Genomic DNA, 12738 nt, shown 5'->3' with positions numbered 1-12738 from the left:
ACCGCAACGATCCTGGAAGACTGACCATGTCCGTGCGCATTACCCGCCTGTCCGGCCTCGAGCCGCTGCTGCTGACCCCGGACCTGCTGTTCGTCAACGTCGGCGAGCGCACCAACGTCACCGGCAGCGCGCAGTTCCGCAAGCTGGTCAAGGAAGAACGCTACGAGGAGGCGGTGGAGGTGGCGCGCCAGCAGGTCGCCAGCGGCGCGCAGATCCTCGACGTCAACATGGACGAGGGCCTGATCGATTCGGAGAAGGCGATGACCCGCTTTCTCAACCTGATCATGTCCGAGCCGGACATCGCGCGCATCCCGATCATGGTCGACTCCTCCAAGTGGAGCGTGATCGAGGCCGGGCTGAAGTGTCTGCAGGGCAAGAGCGTGGTCAACTCGATCTCGCTGAAGGAAGGCGAAGCGGTGTTCGTCGAGCACGCACGCAAGGTGCTGCGCTATGGCGCCGCCGCGGTGGTGATGGCGTTCGACGAGCAGGGCCAGGCCGACACCTGCGCGCGCAAGGTCGAGATCTGCAGCCGCGCCTACAAGGTGCTGACCGAGCAGGTCGGCTTCCCGCCGGAAGACATCATCTTCGACCCGAACATCTTCGCCGTGGCCACCGGCATCGAGGAGCACGACAACTACGCGGTGGACTTCATCGAGGCCACCCGCATCATCCGCAAGACCCTGCCGCATTGCCATGTGTCCGGCGGCGTGTCCAACGTGTCGTTCTCGTTCCGCGGCAACGAGACCGTGCGCCAGGCGATCCACTCGGTGTTCCTGTACCACGCCATCGCCGCGGGCATGGACATGGGCATCGTCAACGCCGGCGGCATGCCGATCTACGACGACCTGGACCCGGACCTGCGCGAGCGGGTGGAGGACGTGATCCTCAACCGCCGCCGCGACGGCACCGAGCGCCTGCTGGAGATCGCCGAGCGCTACAAGGGCAAGAAGGGCCAGAGCAGCGTCGAGGACCTGGCCTGGCGCGAAAAGCCGGTGCGCGCGCGGCTGGCGCACGCGCTGGTGCACGGCGTGGACGCCTACGTGGAGATCGACACCGAGGAAGCGCGGCAGCTGTCCACGCGTCCGCTGGACGTGATCGAAGGCCCGCTGATGGACGGCATGAACGTGGTCGGCGACCTGTTCGGCGCCGGCAAGATGTTCCTGCCGCAGGTGGTCAAGTCGGCGCGAGTGATGAAGAAGGCGGTGGCCTACCTGCTGCCGTACATCGAGGCGGAAAAGCTGCGCACCGGCGACACCGGCAAGTCCAATGGCAAGATCGTCATGGCCACGGTCAAGGGCGACGTGCACGACATCGGCAAGAACATCGTCGGCGTGGTCCTGGCCTGCAACAACTTCGACGTGATCGACCTGGGGGTGATGGTGCCGACCCAGACCATCCTCGACCGTGCGCGCGCCGAGAACGCCGACATCATCGGCCTGTCCGGGCTGATCACCCCGTCGCTGGAGGAGATGAGCCACGTCGCCCGCGAGATGCAGCGGCAGGGCTTCTCGATGCCGCTGCTGATCGGCGGCGCCACCACCTCGCGTGCGCATACCGCGCTGAAGATCGACCCGCACTACGGCGCGCCGACGGTGTGGGTCAAGGACGCCTCGCGCGCAGTCGGCGTGGCCCAGTCGCTGATCTCCAAGGATCTGCGCGCCGCGTTCGTCGCCGCCAACGACGCCGACTACGCCGAGATCCGCCAGCGTCACAAGAACCGTGGCGACGCCAAGCGCCTGGTGTCGCTGGAGAAGGCGCGCGCGCAGCGCTTCGACGGCGGCTGGGACACCTACACGCCGCCGGTGCCGAAGCAGCCGGGCCTGCACGTGTTCGACGACTATCCGCTGCCCGAGCTGATCGAGCTGATCGACTGGACCCCGTTCTTCCAGGCCTGGGAACTGGCCGGCAAGTTTCCGGCGATCCTCAGCGACGCGGTCGTCGGCAGCCAGGCCAGCGAGCTGTACCGCGACGCGCGCGCGATGCTCAAGCGCATCGTCGCCGAGAAGTGGCTGACCGCCAAGGCGGTGTTCGGGCTGTGGCCGGCGAATGCGGTCGGGGATGATGTGGAGGTGGTGCTGGGGCGGGACTCGGGACTCGGGACTCGGGACTCGGAAGCGCCCGTCTTGACCGCCGAAACCGCCGCGGATGCTGCTATCGAGTCCCGAGTCCCGGGTCCCGAGTCCCGGCACCTCCTGCATTTCTTGCGCCAACAAGTCGACAAACCCGTCGAGCGACCCGATTTCTGCCTGGCCGATTTCATCGCGCCCAGGGACAGCGGCAAGCAGGACTGGATCGGGGCGTTCGCGGTCACCGCCGGCATCGGCATCGAGCCGCACGTGGCGCGCTTCGAGGCCGAGCACGACGACTACAACGCGATCCTGCTCAAGGCCCTGGCCGATCGCCTGGCCGAGGCCCTGGCCGAGCGCCTGCACCAGCGCGTGCGCCGCGAATTCTGGGGCTATGTCGTCGACGAGGCGCTGGACAACGAGGCGCTGATCGCCGAGAAGTACCGCGGCATCCGCCCTGCCCCCGGCTATCCGGCCTGCCCCGAGCACAGCGAGAAGAAGACCCTGTTCGCGCTGCTCGACGCCGAACGCAATGCCGGCATGTCGCTGACCGAAAGCTTCGCGATGCTGCCGACCGCGGCGGTGTCCGGCTACTACTTCAGCCATCCGCAGAGCCAGTATTTCGTGGTCGGGCGTCTGACCAAGGAACAGGTCGCCGACTACGCGCGGCGCAAGGGCGTGCCGCTGCTGCAGGCCGAGCGCTGGCTGGCCTCGAACCTGGACTACGATCCGGAGTGAGGGGTGTAGGTCCCTACCCCACCGGGACGCATGCCACGCAGTGTTTCCTTCTCCCACCGGGAGAAGGTGCCCCGCCGGGGCGGATGAGGGTACGGGCGAAGCCTCGCGTACCCAAACTCAGCGAGACGCTGCGCGCCGCACCCTCACCCCAACCCCTCTCCCGACGGGAGAGGGGCAGCGGCTGTTCCTTCTCCCATCGGGAGAAGGTGGCCCGAAGGGCCGGATGAGGGTACGGGCGCAGCCTCGCATACCTAAACTCAGCGAGACGCTGCGCGCCGCACCCTCACCCCAACCCCTCTCCCGCCGGGAGAGGGGCTTACAGCGCTCAGCGCAGCAGCACCGATACGCCGAGTCCGCCCTGCCAATCCGAGGTCGGCGCGGACAAGCCGCGCAGCACCGACAGGTCCAGTTGCACGCGCTGGGCGATCAACCAGGTCAGTCCGGTGCCGAGCGCGCGCATCTCGTCCTCGCCGCCGCCGATGCCGGCTTCGGCATAGGCGCTGAGGTTGCCCTGCGCGTAGAACGTGTAGCTCGGCGACACGGTCCAGCCGTGGCCGTCGTCGCTGTCGCTGAGGTTGGCGTACAGCGCGACATTGCGGCCGCCGTCCAGGTCCCAGCCGGCGCTGACGCCGAGGTCGTAGCGATGCCCGTCGTCGCCGTACGGCGCGCGTCCCACCGGCACGGCGGCGGTACCGAGCAGCGCCCAGGAAAACGTGTCGCGGGTGCTCGGCAAGGCCCATTTCAAACCGACGCTGGCATCGCCGCCGCCATGTCCGCGGAAATCCTGGCCGGTGCCGCGCACGCGCTGCCAGACCTGGCTGTCGATGGCCAATTGCAGTTCCGCCTGCGCGCTCAGGCCGATCCGCAGCCGGCTGTCGGCCACATATTCGGTACTGCGCACGCCGCCGCTGCGGTCGTAGCTCACGTCCGACAGCGCCTGCTCCCAGGCGACGCTGCCAGCCGGCAGGGTCTGCGATGCGAAGCCGATGCCGGGGCGGTCGAATGCCGGCGCATCGTCGGCATGAGCGACGCGCGTTGCACCCAAAGCGCCGAGCGCCAGCATGAGCGCCGCCGCACGCTGAGTTGCGCACGCGCCGCGGCGGCGGACCTGCGCGCGCAACGGCGCAACCGGAATGCCTGTGGTCATGGACTGCCTCCGCAAGAGCGAGCGCCGACACTCACGGCGTCGTGCCCGATTCTGCCTGCACTGCCTTGAAGTGCGCCGTGAAGCTCGGCAACAGCAGCCGATTGCCGTAGCCGCTGAGGTGATCGGCATCGAAGAACAGCGGGTGCCCGTCGCGCATGCCGGCGCAACGCTGCGGCTCGCACAACACCGGCAACGGGTCCCAGACCGACGCATGCGGCAACCGCGCGGCGATCCGTTGCAGACTCTGCAGCACCGGTGCGCGGTAGCGTTCCATCGTGTCGCGCTGGATCTGCACGCCACGCGCGCAGATCGCGTTGCCGCGGTTGAACCAGTCCGAACAGCGATACGGCGGCGCGCGCAACAACGGCTTGGGCGCTTCGAACACGATGCGCACGCCGCGCTGCGCCAGCGGCTGCAGCAGCGCCACCGCCGCCTCCTCGCCGGAGGCGCGTACCGCCTGCGCCTGCGCACTGTCCTGCTCGGCCATCACCGCCGCCTCGTCGAACAGTTGGGTCTGCTCGGCCAGGCGCAGCAGCCGCAGCGCGGGCAGGAACAGCACATCGCCGTCGCGCGCCTGCGCCTGCACGTCGGCCAGGGTGCTGCGCTCGTAGGCCTGGCAACCGGCATGCGTCGCCTGCCAGGCCTGCAGGCCGACGATCGGACAGCCGCCGACGCCGTACAGGCGCACCGCCACGCCGCTCTGCAACGCGAAGCGGCGCAGCAGTTCGTTGTAGGCCAGCGCATGCGAATCGCCGGCGACGAACAGCTGCCCGCCATCGCGGTTATGCAAGTCGCAATCGCCGCGCTCGAACAGCTTGGCGCTGCCGACCTGCAGCTCCGCGCGTCCGGTCTTCAGCGTGCAATGCGGAAACTCCTTGCGCATGCCCTTGGCATACGCGTACCAGTCCAGCGGATGCCGGCTCACCGTGCTCAACGAGTAGTAGCGCTGCGTGTCCAGCAGCAGCGCATGCACGCCCGCGGCGAGCAGGATCAGGCCAAGCCCGGCGGCGATGGTCCGTGCCGGGGTGCGCATCCTGCCGATGCGGCCGCTGCGCCACGGCAGTTCCACCCAGCGGTACGACGCGATCGCCAGCGCCGCCATCAGCAGCAGCGCCAGCGCTTTGGCCAGCGCCGACTCCAGGCCGACGGTCCAGCGGAACAGCACGAAGACCGGCCAATGCCACAAGTAAAGCGAATACGAGACGCGGCCGATCGCCACCACCGCGCGCTGCGACAGCGCCCGCTTGATCCAGCCGGCCGGCGCGCCATGCAGCAATCCCAGCAGGCCCAGCGTGCCCAACACCGGCCACAGGCCATCGGGCCACGGCGAGTACCCGGGGCGCGCACGCCACAATCCGTAACCGACCAAGCCCAGCGCCAATGCCAGCAGCGGCGAACGCCAGTTCCAGGTCGCACGCGGCGCTGGCGCGGCGCCGGCATCGAAACGCCCGCTCAGCGCCAGTGCCTGGTACAGCAGCACACCGCTGCCCAGTTGCCAGAAGCGCGCGGTGGTCAGGTAGAACGCATCGCCGGCCTCGCCGCCGCCGCGGCTGCGCAGCAGCGCATACGCCAGCGAGCCGGCCGAGGCCAGCGCCACCAGCAGCGTCGACCACACGCGGCCGCGGCCGCCACGGTTCCAGGCCAGGAACAGCAACGGGAACAGCAGGTAGAACTGCTCTTCAACGCCCAGCGACCAGGTATGCGTATACGGATTGAACTCGGCCTTCGGCGAGAAATAATCGTTGCCGGTCGCGGCCAGCACCCAGTTGCTGAGGCCGACGAAGGCCATGCGCCCGGTCTTGGCGCTGGTCTCGCTCAACCAGGAGTCGGGAATGAACAGGCCGCTGGCCAGCGCGGTGATCAGCAGGCAGGCCACCAGCGCCGGCGCGATGCGGCGCATGCGCCGCGCATAGAACTGCGCGAACACGCCCAAGCTGCCGGCTGTGGGCAAGCGTTGCAGCGAGGCGCTGACCACGAAGCCGGAGATCACGAAGAACACGTCGACGCCGGTGAAACCGCCCGGCAGCCAGGCCGGATCCAGGTGGTAGGCGATGACCGCCAGCACCGCGAGCGCGCGCAGTCCATCGATATACGGCAGATAGCCGCCCGCCGCGTGTGCGGGCGATGACGTGCGCAGGCGCTCGTTCCCTGCGCTCCCCATCCCTGGGAAAGCCATGCTTACCAGACCAGATCGTCGGGGATCTGGTACTTCGGATCGGCGTAGGGATCTTCTTCGGCTGTGGCGTTCGGATCGACCCGCAACGCCACCGACGCCGGGAAGATCGCCTCGGCCTGATCCAGCAGCGCCGCCGTCACCAGCAGGTAGCGGCCGTTCTGCTGCAGCACGCCCAGCTCGCCGGCATTGAGCGCCTTGAGCTGCTCGGCGGTGACATAGATGCGCTTGATCTTGCCGCCATAGGGGAAGTGGCGGGCGATGTCGGCCTCGGCATGATTCAGCGCCTGGTCCTTCACCAGTTCGTCGAGCTTGGCCCGCGCCTCGCGGCGCAGCCGCGCCTGCTCCTGCTTGAGCCGTTCGGCCTCGATGCGCTCGTCCTTCTCGCGCTGCGCACGGATCGCATAGGCCTTGGCCAGGTCGATGTCCTCGCGCGTGCGCGGCGGCCGTGCGGCATGCGGCCGCGCCGGCTGTTGGCCAGGCGCGCCCTGCGGCCTGCCCGCACCCTGCGGACGGCCGCGGCCGTCGCCTGCCGCATGCGGAGGACGAGCGGCACCGTCGCCACGCGGACGGCCGGCGCCGTCATGCGCGCGTCCGCCACCGGGCTTGCCGGCGGCGTGCGGGCGCTCGCCACGCGCGCCGGCCGGCTTGTGGCCATGCGCCGGATGCTGGCCGGGCCGCCCGCGCGACGGCTGCGCGGGCGTGGCGTTGCGCTCTGGGCGTTCGGGTTTCGGCACAGGCTTGAAGCCCAGGCCCAGCAGCTGGTCGCGGAGGGTATCGCTCATCGTGGCAGGATCGGATCGGTATCAATAATGCGGAGGGGGTGGTTCGTCGGCGGCGTCGGCATACAGCGTGCTGCGCACCTTGCCCAGGTCTTCGAGCAGGTGGCGCAGCAGCACGGCGTTGCGTTGGCTTTCGGCGCGCGCCTCGGCCAACGCATCGCTGACCTCGGACAGCGCCTGCTCCTGGAAGGACAGGCGCGTCTCCAGCTCGATCAACCGATTCTCCAGCAGTCGATCCTGGGTGGAGAAATCATGTTTCACTGATCGAACGCCCGCGGCCGATGCCATAGTAAGCGAGGCCGAAGGTCTCGATTTCCTGCGGATCGTAGAGATTGCGGCCGTCGAACACCACCGCGTCGCCGAGCAGTTCCTTCATCCGGGTGAAATCCGGGCTGCGGAACTGCTTCCACTCGGTGACCACGACCAGCGCGTCGGCGCCTTCCAGCGCCGCGAAGGCATCCTCGCAGAAGCTCAGGTCGTCGCGTTCGCCGAAGATGCGCTTGGCTTCCTCGGTGGCCTCCGGATCGTAGGCACGCACCGTCGCCCCGGCCTCCCACAGCTGCGCCAGCAGGCGGCGGCTGGACGCGGCGCGCATGTCGTCGGTATTGGGCTTGAACGCCAGGCCCCACACCGCGAAGGTCTTGCCGGCCACGCTCTGGCCGCCGTAGTGGCGCTGGATCAGCTCGTACAGATGGCCCTTCTGCGCCTCGTTGACCGCTTCCACCGCGTCCAGCAGCTTGGCCTCGTGGCCGTACTGCTGCGCGGTGCGCGCCAGCGCCTGCACGTCCTTGGGGAAGCACGAGCCGCCGTAGCCGGCGCCCGGGTAGATGAAGTGCCAGCCGATGCGCGGATCCGAGCCGATGCCCTGGCGCACCTTCTCCACGTCGGCGCCGACCCGCTCGGCGATGTTGGCGATCTCGTTCATGAAACTGATCTTGGTCGCCAGCATCGCGTTGGCCGCGTACTTGGTCAGCTCGGCCGAACGCACGTCCATCTCCACGATGCGGTCGTGGTTGCGGTTGAACGGCGCGTACAGGCGGCGCAGGCGCGCGGCGGTGCCCGGCTTGCTGCTGCCGATCACGATGCGGTCCGGACGCATGCAGTCGGCGACGGCGTCGCCTTCCTTCAGGAACTCCGGATTGGACACCACGTCGAACTCGATCGTCTCGCCGCGCTTGTCCAGCTCGGCGGCGATCGCAGCGCGCACCTTGTCGGCGGTCCCGACCGGCACCGTCGACTTGTTGACCACCACGGTCGGTCCCTGGATGTGCTGGCCGATGGTGCGGGCCACCGCCAGCACGTACTGCAGATCGGCGCTACCGTCCTCGTCCGGCGGCGTGCCGACGGCGATGAACACGATATCTCCATGCGCGATGGCGCTGGCCGCGTCGGTGGTGAAGAACAGCCTCCGTGCGGCGTGATTGGCCTTGACCATCGGCGAGAGGCCAGGCTCGTAGATCGGGACCACGCCCTTGTTGAGCCCATCCACTTTGGCTTGGTCGATGTCCACGCACACCACGTGATGGCCTACCTCGGCCAGACAGGTTCCGGTGACAAGCCCGACATAGCCGGTGCCGAATATCGCTACGCGCATGTAATCTCCTTTCGGTTATTGAAGGATGCCCAACAGTTCGACGTCGAAGGTGAGCATGGAATCCGGGCCGATCGGGCCGCCCGGCGTGCCCTGCGGGCCGTAGCCCAGGTTCGACGGAATCCAGAAACGGTACTTGGAGCCGACCGGCATCAGCGCCACGCCCTCGCTCCAGCCCGGCACCACCTGGCTGAGCGAGAACTCGGCCGGCTGCCCGGTCTTGTACGAGCTGTCGAACACCTCGCCATTGAGCAGCTTGCCTTCGTAGTTCACCCGCACCTTGCTGGTCGGCATCGGCCGTTCGCCGCTGCCCTGGCGCAGCACCATGTACTGCAGGCCCGACGGCGTGGTGACCACGCCCTTCTGGGTCTTGTTCTGGGCCAGGAAGGCGTTGCCCTTCTCACGGTTCTCGGTCGACGCGGCGGCCTGCTTGGAGGCGCTGTAGGCCTGCAGCGTGGCGGCCGCCTGCTCCTGGGTCATCGCGGTGTCGCCCTTGGCGAACACGGTGCGTACCGCGCCCATCAAGGTGGCCAGATCGATCTCGTTCTGGATCCGCGCCAGCGACGGGCCGACCGCACGATCGCCGAGCATCAGGCCCACGTTCTGCTTGGACACCGGCGGCGGCTGGCTGCCCGGCGCCATGCCCGGAATCGGCTGCCCGGCGCGCGCGGCCATCTGCGTGCGCAATGCGGTATCGGTGGCCTGTGCCTGCTCGTCGGACAACAACGGCTTGCCGCCCTTGAACGCGTTCTCGATCGCGCGCTGCATGGCGTCAAGATCGATGTCCTGGGCGATGGGCTCGAACGAGCGCGCCACGTCCATGCCGATCGCATAGCTGACCTTCTGCTTCTCGCTGCTCAGCGCCGCCGGCTTGGCCGCAGCCGGGGCCTGCGCGGACGCGCTGCCCGCCACCATCGCCATCCCCATCAACAGCGACGCCACGGCGCCGCGCATTCCCATCTTCATTCGCTACTTTCCTGGAAGTGAATTAGAGGCGCCGCCATGGCGCAGAGGCCGCATTGTCGCATGCGCGGCAACGATATCGACCCGGATTCAATGTGATCCCGACTGCGCTTTCAGTTCGCGTTCGATGGCCGCACGCAGGGCCGGATCGTCCGGCGCGATCTTGCTGGGGAACTGCGCGACCACGCGTCCGTCGCGCGCGATCAGATACTTGTGGAAGTTCCAGCCCGGCGCCACGCCGGTGGCCTTGGTCAGCTGCTGGTACAGCGGCGTCGCCTCGGCGCCGAGCACATGCACCTTCTCGAACATCGGGAACTTGACCCCGTAGGTCAGCGTGCAGAATTCCTGGATCTGCTTCTCCGAACCGGGCTCCTGCCCCTTGAAGTCGTTGGACGGGAAACCGAGCACGCTGAAACCCTGCGCGGCGTAGCGCTGCTGCAGCTGCTCCAGGCCGTCGTATTGCGGGGTGAAGCCGCACTTGCTGGCGGTATTGACCACCAGCAGCACCTTGCCGCCGTAGGTCTTGTTCAGATTCACCTTGTCCTTGCCGGCCAGCGGACGGTAGTCCTGGTCCAGCAGCGACGCCGCCCAGGCACTGCCGACGGTGCCGGCAGCGGCCAGGATCGCGAGGAAAAACAAGCGTTTGGATAGTTTCATCGGGGCACCGTAAGGAGAAAGGGAAACGCGCAGGCACTAGGCCATGAGTTGGGGTGGTCGCTGTGTTGACATGACGTGTGACGGTGTTATAGTTAAATACAACACCACTCACCCAGAGCAGGGGAAATGATGAACCTCCAACGCATGCAGCGCAGCCTTCCGGCCATGGTCATCGTCGGCGCCCTGTTCTCGGTGAGCTGGGTCGGCGCCCAAGGTAGCCAGGGACGGTCGCCCGATTATGGCGCCAGCGAGCCGCAGGAAGACAGCCGCGCCCCTCCCGCCGCGCCCGCGCCGGTACGGCGGATGCGCGCATCGCTGTCGATGCCCTATTTCTCCTTCGCGCACACGCTGCGCCCACGGAGCTGACCATGAGCGATATCCAATGGAGCGATGGCGCTCCGATCTACCGCCAGCTGAAGGATCGCGTGATCGCGATGATGCTGGACGGCATCATCAAGCCCGGCGACGCGCTGCCCTCGGTGCGCCAGGTCGCCGCCGAATACCAGCTCAACCCGATCACCGTGTCGCGTGCCTACCAGGAACTGGCCGACGAGGCCCTGGTCGAGAAGCGCCGCGGGCTGGGCATGTTCATGACCGAGGAAGCGGCCAAGAAGCTGCGCGGCAGCGAACGCGACCGCTTTCTCAACGAAGAGTGGCCTCTGGTGCTGGAACGGATCCAGCGCCTGGGCCTGACATTGGAAGACTTGTTGCCACCGGGGAAAACACCATGACTGCCGCTGTCGCCGCATCCGAATCCGTCGTCTCCGCGCGCTCGCTGCGCAAGACCTACAACCACAAGCCGGCGCTGGCCGACACCTCCTTTGCGATCGCGCCGGGCCGCATCGTCGGCCTGATCGGTCCCAACGGCGCCGGCAAGACCACCGCCTTGAAAGCGGTGCTCGGCCTGACCGCGGTCGAGGGCGAACTGCGCGTACTGGGCATGGACCCGCGCAAGCAACGCAACGAGCTGATGAACGACGTGTGCTTCATCGCCGACGTGGCGGTGCTGCCGCGCTGGATGCGGGTGCGCGAGGCGATCGACTTCGTCGCCGGCGTGCATCCGCGCTTCGACCGCGCCAAGTGCGAGCGTTTCCTGGCCAACACCAAGCTCACCCCAAAGCTGCGCGTGCGCGAAATGTCCAAGGGCATGATCGTGCAGCTGCACCTGGCGCTGGTGATGGCCATCGACGCGCGCCTGCTGGTGCTCGACGAACCTACCCTGGGCCTGGACATCCTGTACCGCAAGGAGTTCTACCAGCGCCTGCTGGAGGACTACTTCGACGAACAGAAGACCATCATCATCACCACCCACCAGGTCGAGGAGATCGAGCACATCCTCACCGACGTGCTGTTCATCCGCGACGGCCGCATCGTGCTCAGCGCCGACATGGAACACATGGCCACCCGCTACACCGAACTGCTGGTGCCGGCCGAACGCATCGACGCGGCGCGCGCGCTGCAGCCGATCGACGAGCGCGGTCTTCCGTTCGGCAAGACCGTGTTCCTGTACGACGGCGTGCCGCAGGCGCAGCTGGCCGCGCTCGGCGAAACCCGCAACCCCGGCCTCGCCGACCTGTTCGTCGCCATCATGAAGGGGACCTACGCATGAACGCACCCGCCAAGTCCATCTCGCCGCTGTCCACCTTCAAGTGGCTGCTCAAGCGCGAATTCTGGGAACACCGCGGCGGTTTCCTGTGGGCGCCGGTCATCGCCGGCAGCGTGATCACCGTGCTGTACGCGATACTCGCGCTGATCGGCACCGTGGCCGGTCGCGGCGACAGCAGCAACGGCTTCAACATCGACGGCGGACCGGAGAAGCTGTACGAGATCATCGGTGCGGTCGGCGACGGCACCCTGCTGGCCGGCGTGGTCCTGGCCTGCGTCGTGCTGGGGTTCGTGGTGTTCTTCTACGCGCTGGGTTCGCTGTACGACGACCGCCGCGACCGCAGCGTGCTGTTCTGGAAGTCGCTGCCGCTGTCGGACGTGAACACGGTGCTGTCCAAGGCCGCCTGGGCGCTGCTGCTGGCGCCGATCGTGGCGATCGGGATCGGCCTGCTGATCGGCATCTGCCTGTGGCTGGTCACCGCGCTGACCCTATCGGTCAACGGCGTCAGCCAGAGCAGCGCGGTGTTCACCCACTCGCATCCGCTGCGCATCATCGGCGGCGTGCTGTCGAACCTGCCGATCTACGTAATGTGGTCGCTGCCGACCATCGGCTGGCTGATGTTCTGCTCGGCCTGGGCGCGCACCAAGCCGTTCCTGTGGGCGGTGCTGATCCCGGTCCTGGGCTGTGTGATGGCGAGCATGATGGGCATCCTGCCGATGCTGCACGTGAACCACAACGCGATCTGGTACACGGTGGTCTACCGCGGCCTGCTGAGCGTGCTGCCCGGCACCTGGCTGCCGGTACTCAGCGAGAGCGCGCCGCCAATGCAGATCGACGGTGCCCAGGACCTGGCCAACGCAATCCAACTCAGCGACGCCTGGCGCATCTTCCAGAGCGCCGACATCTGGATCGGCGCGGCGATCGGCGTGGCCTTCATCGTCGCGGCGATCTACCTGCGCCGCTGGCGCGACGAAGCCTGATCCGCAGCGTTCTCCCTTTCCCCATTCCCTCTTTG

General features: G+C 67.7%; 12 protein-coding genes. 5 read left to right on the top strand and 7 right to left on the bottom strand.

The genetic code is table 11. From position 1 onward, the window contains the following. Window positions 1-26: 26 nt before the first annotated feature. Window positions 27-2804: a methionine synthase gene (metH, locus tag HEP74_RS09430; RefSeq protein ID WP_185816206.1), complete on the top strand. Its 2778-nt coding sequence runs from the start codon at window positions 27-29 to the stop codon at window positions 2802-2804. A gap of 325 nt (window positions 2805-3129) precedes the next feature. Here the strand turns inward: metH and HEP74_RS09425 are convergent, their stop codons facing one another. The 7 genes from HEP74_RS09425 to HEP74_RS09395 all read right to left on the bottom strand — a co-directional run bounded on the left by HEP74_RS09425 (window position 3130) and on the right by HEP74_RS09395 (window position 10117). After that, the gene (locus tag HEP74_RS09425; protein WP_185816205.1) at window positions 3130-3951 is read right to left on the bottom strand and encodes a transporter; all 822 of its coding nucleotides are present in this window, start codon (window positions 3949-3951) and stop codon (window positions 3130-3132) included. Between the two features lie 31 nt (window positions 3952-3982). Beyond that, window positions 3983-6127, bottom strand: a complete 2145-nt coding sequence (locus HEP74_RS09420) for an acyltransferase family protein (RefSeq protein WP_524540778.1) — start codon at window positions 6125-6127, stop codon at window positions 3983-3985. A gap of 2 nt (window positions 6128-6129) precedes the next feature. Beyond that, complete coding sequence (locus tag HEP74_RS09415) at window positions 6130-6909, bottom strand: DUF2058 domain-containing protein (protein ID WP_185816203.1); 780 nt, start codon at window positions 6907-6909, stop codon at window positions 6130-6132. A gap of 21 nt (window positions 6910-6930) precedes the next feature. After that, the gene (locus HEP74_RS09410) at window positions 6931-7194 is read right to left on the bottom strand and encodes a SlyX family protein (protein WP_185816202.1); all 264 of its coding nucleotides are present in this window, start codon (window positions 7192-7194) and stop codon (window positions 6931-6933) included. Beyond that, entirely contained in the window at window positions 7157-8500 is a 1344-nt protein-coding gene (locus HEP74_RS09405; RefSeq protein ID WP_185816201.1) for a UDP-glucose dehydrogenase family protein, read from the bottom strand. The genes HEP74_RS09410 and HEP74_RS09405 overlap by 38 nt, the downstream gene beginning before the upstream one ends. Before the next feature lie 15 nt (window positions 8501-8515). Further along, window positions 8516-9463 (bottom strand): FKBP-type peptidyl-prolyl cis-trans isomerase, encoded by a 948-nt coding sequence (locus HEP74_RS09400; protein WP_185816200.1) that lies wholly within the window; start codon window positions 9461-9463, stop codon window positions 8516-8518. Window positions 9464-9550: 87 nt separating this feature from the next. Then, window positions 9551-10117, bottom strand: a complete 567-nt coding sequence (locus tag HEP74_RS09395) for a glutathione peroxidase (protein WP_255427922.1) — start codon at window positions 10115-10117, stop codon at window positions 9551-9553. 129 nt (window positions 10118-10246) lie between these two features. Here HEP74_RS09395 and HEP74_RS09390 point away from each other — a divergent pair, with 129 nt between their 5' ends. From HEP74_RS09390 to HEP74_RS09375, 4 genes are read left to right on the top strand one after another with little or no spacing between them, the layout of a single operon-like run. After that, the gene (locus HEP74_RS09390) at window positions 10247-10483 is read left to right on the top strand and encodes a hypothetical protein (RefSeq protein ID WP_185816199.1); all 237 of its coding nucleotides are present in this window, start codon (window positions 10247-10249) and stop codon (window positions 10481-10483) included. Between the two features lie 2 nt (window positions 10484-10485). Further along, on the top strand, window positions 10486-10848 hold the full coding sequence (locus HEP74_RS09385; RefSeq protein ID WP_046980357.1) for a GntR family transcriptional regulator: 363 nt from the start codon (window positions 10486-10488) through the stop codon (window positions 10846-10848). Next, window positions 10845-11726: an ABC transporter ATP-binding protein gene (locus HEP74_RS09380; protein WP_185816198.1), complete on the top strand. Its 882-nt coding sequence runs from the start codon at window positions 10845-10847 to the stop codon at window positions 11724-11726. Before HEP74_RS09385 ends, HEP74_RS09380 begins: the two co-directional genes overlap by 4 nt. Continuing rightward, window positions 11723-12703 carry an ABC transporter permease gene (locus tag HEP74_RS09375; protein ID WP_185816197.1) on the top strand — a complete coding sequence of 327 codons (981 nt, stop codon included), beginning with the start codon at window positions 11723-11725 and terminating at the stop codon, window positions 12701-12703. The genes HEP74_RS09380 and HEP74_RS09375 overlap by 4 nt, the downstream gene beginning before the upstream one ends. The last annotated feature ends 35 nt before the right edge of the window (window positions 12704-12738 follow it).

Source organism: Xanthomonas sp. SS (genome assembly GCF_014236835.1).
In the GTDB taxonomy this organism is placed as follows: Bacteria; Pseudomonadota; Gammaproteobacteria; order Xanthomonadales; family Xanthomonadaceae; genus Xanthomonas_A.
The sequence above is the reverse complement of the archived record's forward strand: the minus strand, read 5'-3'. Positions and strand labels throughout refer to the sequence as shown.

Excerpts from the sequence above, each read along its gene's own strand:
- metH (WP_185816206.1), top strand. The coding sequence starts at position 27 with ATGTCCGTGCGCATTACCCGCCTGTCCGGCCTCGAGCCGCTGCTGCTG.
- HEP74_RS09425 (WP_185816205.1), bottom strand. The coding sequence starts at position 3,951 with ATGACCACAGGCATTCCGGTTGCGCCGTTGCGCGCGCAGGTCCGCCGC.
- HEP74_RS09420 (WP_524540778.1), bottom strand. The coding sequence starts at position 6,127 with ATGGCTTTCCCAGGGATGGGGAGCGCAGGGAACGAGCGCCTGCGCACG.
- HEP74_RS09415 (WP_185816203.1), bottom strand. The coding sequence starts at position 6,909 with ATGAGCGATACCCTCCGCGACCAGCTGCTGGGCCTGGGCTTCAAGCCT.
- HEP74_RS09410 (WP_185816202.1), bottom strand. The coding sequence starts at position 7,194 with ATGGCATCGGCCGCGGGCGTTCGATCAGTGAAACATGATTTCTCCACC.
- HEP74_RS09405 (WP_185816201.1), bottom strand. The coding sequence starts at position 8,500 with ATGCGCGTAGCGATATTCGGCACCGGCTATGTCGGGCTTGTCACCGGA.
- HEP74_RS09400 (WP_185816200.1), bottom strand. The coding sequence starts at position 9,463 with ATGAAGATGGGAATGCGCGGCGCCGTGGCGTCGCTGTTGATGGGGATG.
- HEP74_RS09395 (WP_255427922.1), bottom strand. The coding sequence starts at position 10,117 with ATGAAACTATCCAAACGCTTGTTTTTCCTCGCGATCCTGGCCGCTGCC.
- HEP74_RS09390 (WP_185816199.1), top strand. The coding sequence starts at position 10,247 with ATGAACCTCCAACGCATGCAGCGCAGCCTTCCGGCCATGGTCATCGTC.
- HEP74_RS09385 (WP_046980357.1), top strand. The coding sequence starts at position 10,486 with ATGAGCGATATCCAATGGAGCGATGGCGCTCCGATCTACCGCCAGCTG.
- HEP74_RS09380 (WP_185816198.1), top strand. The coding sequence starts at position 10,845 with ATGACTGCCGCTGTCGCCGCATCCGAATCCGTCGTCTCCGCGCGCTCG.
- HEP74_RS09375 (WP_185816197.1), top strand. The coding sequence starts at position 11,723 with ATGAACGCACCCGCCAAGTCCATCTCGCCGCTGTCCACCTTCAAGTGG.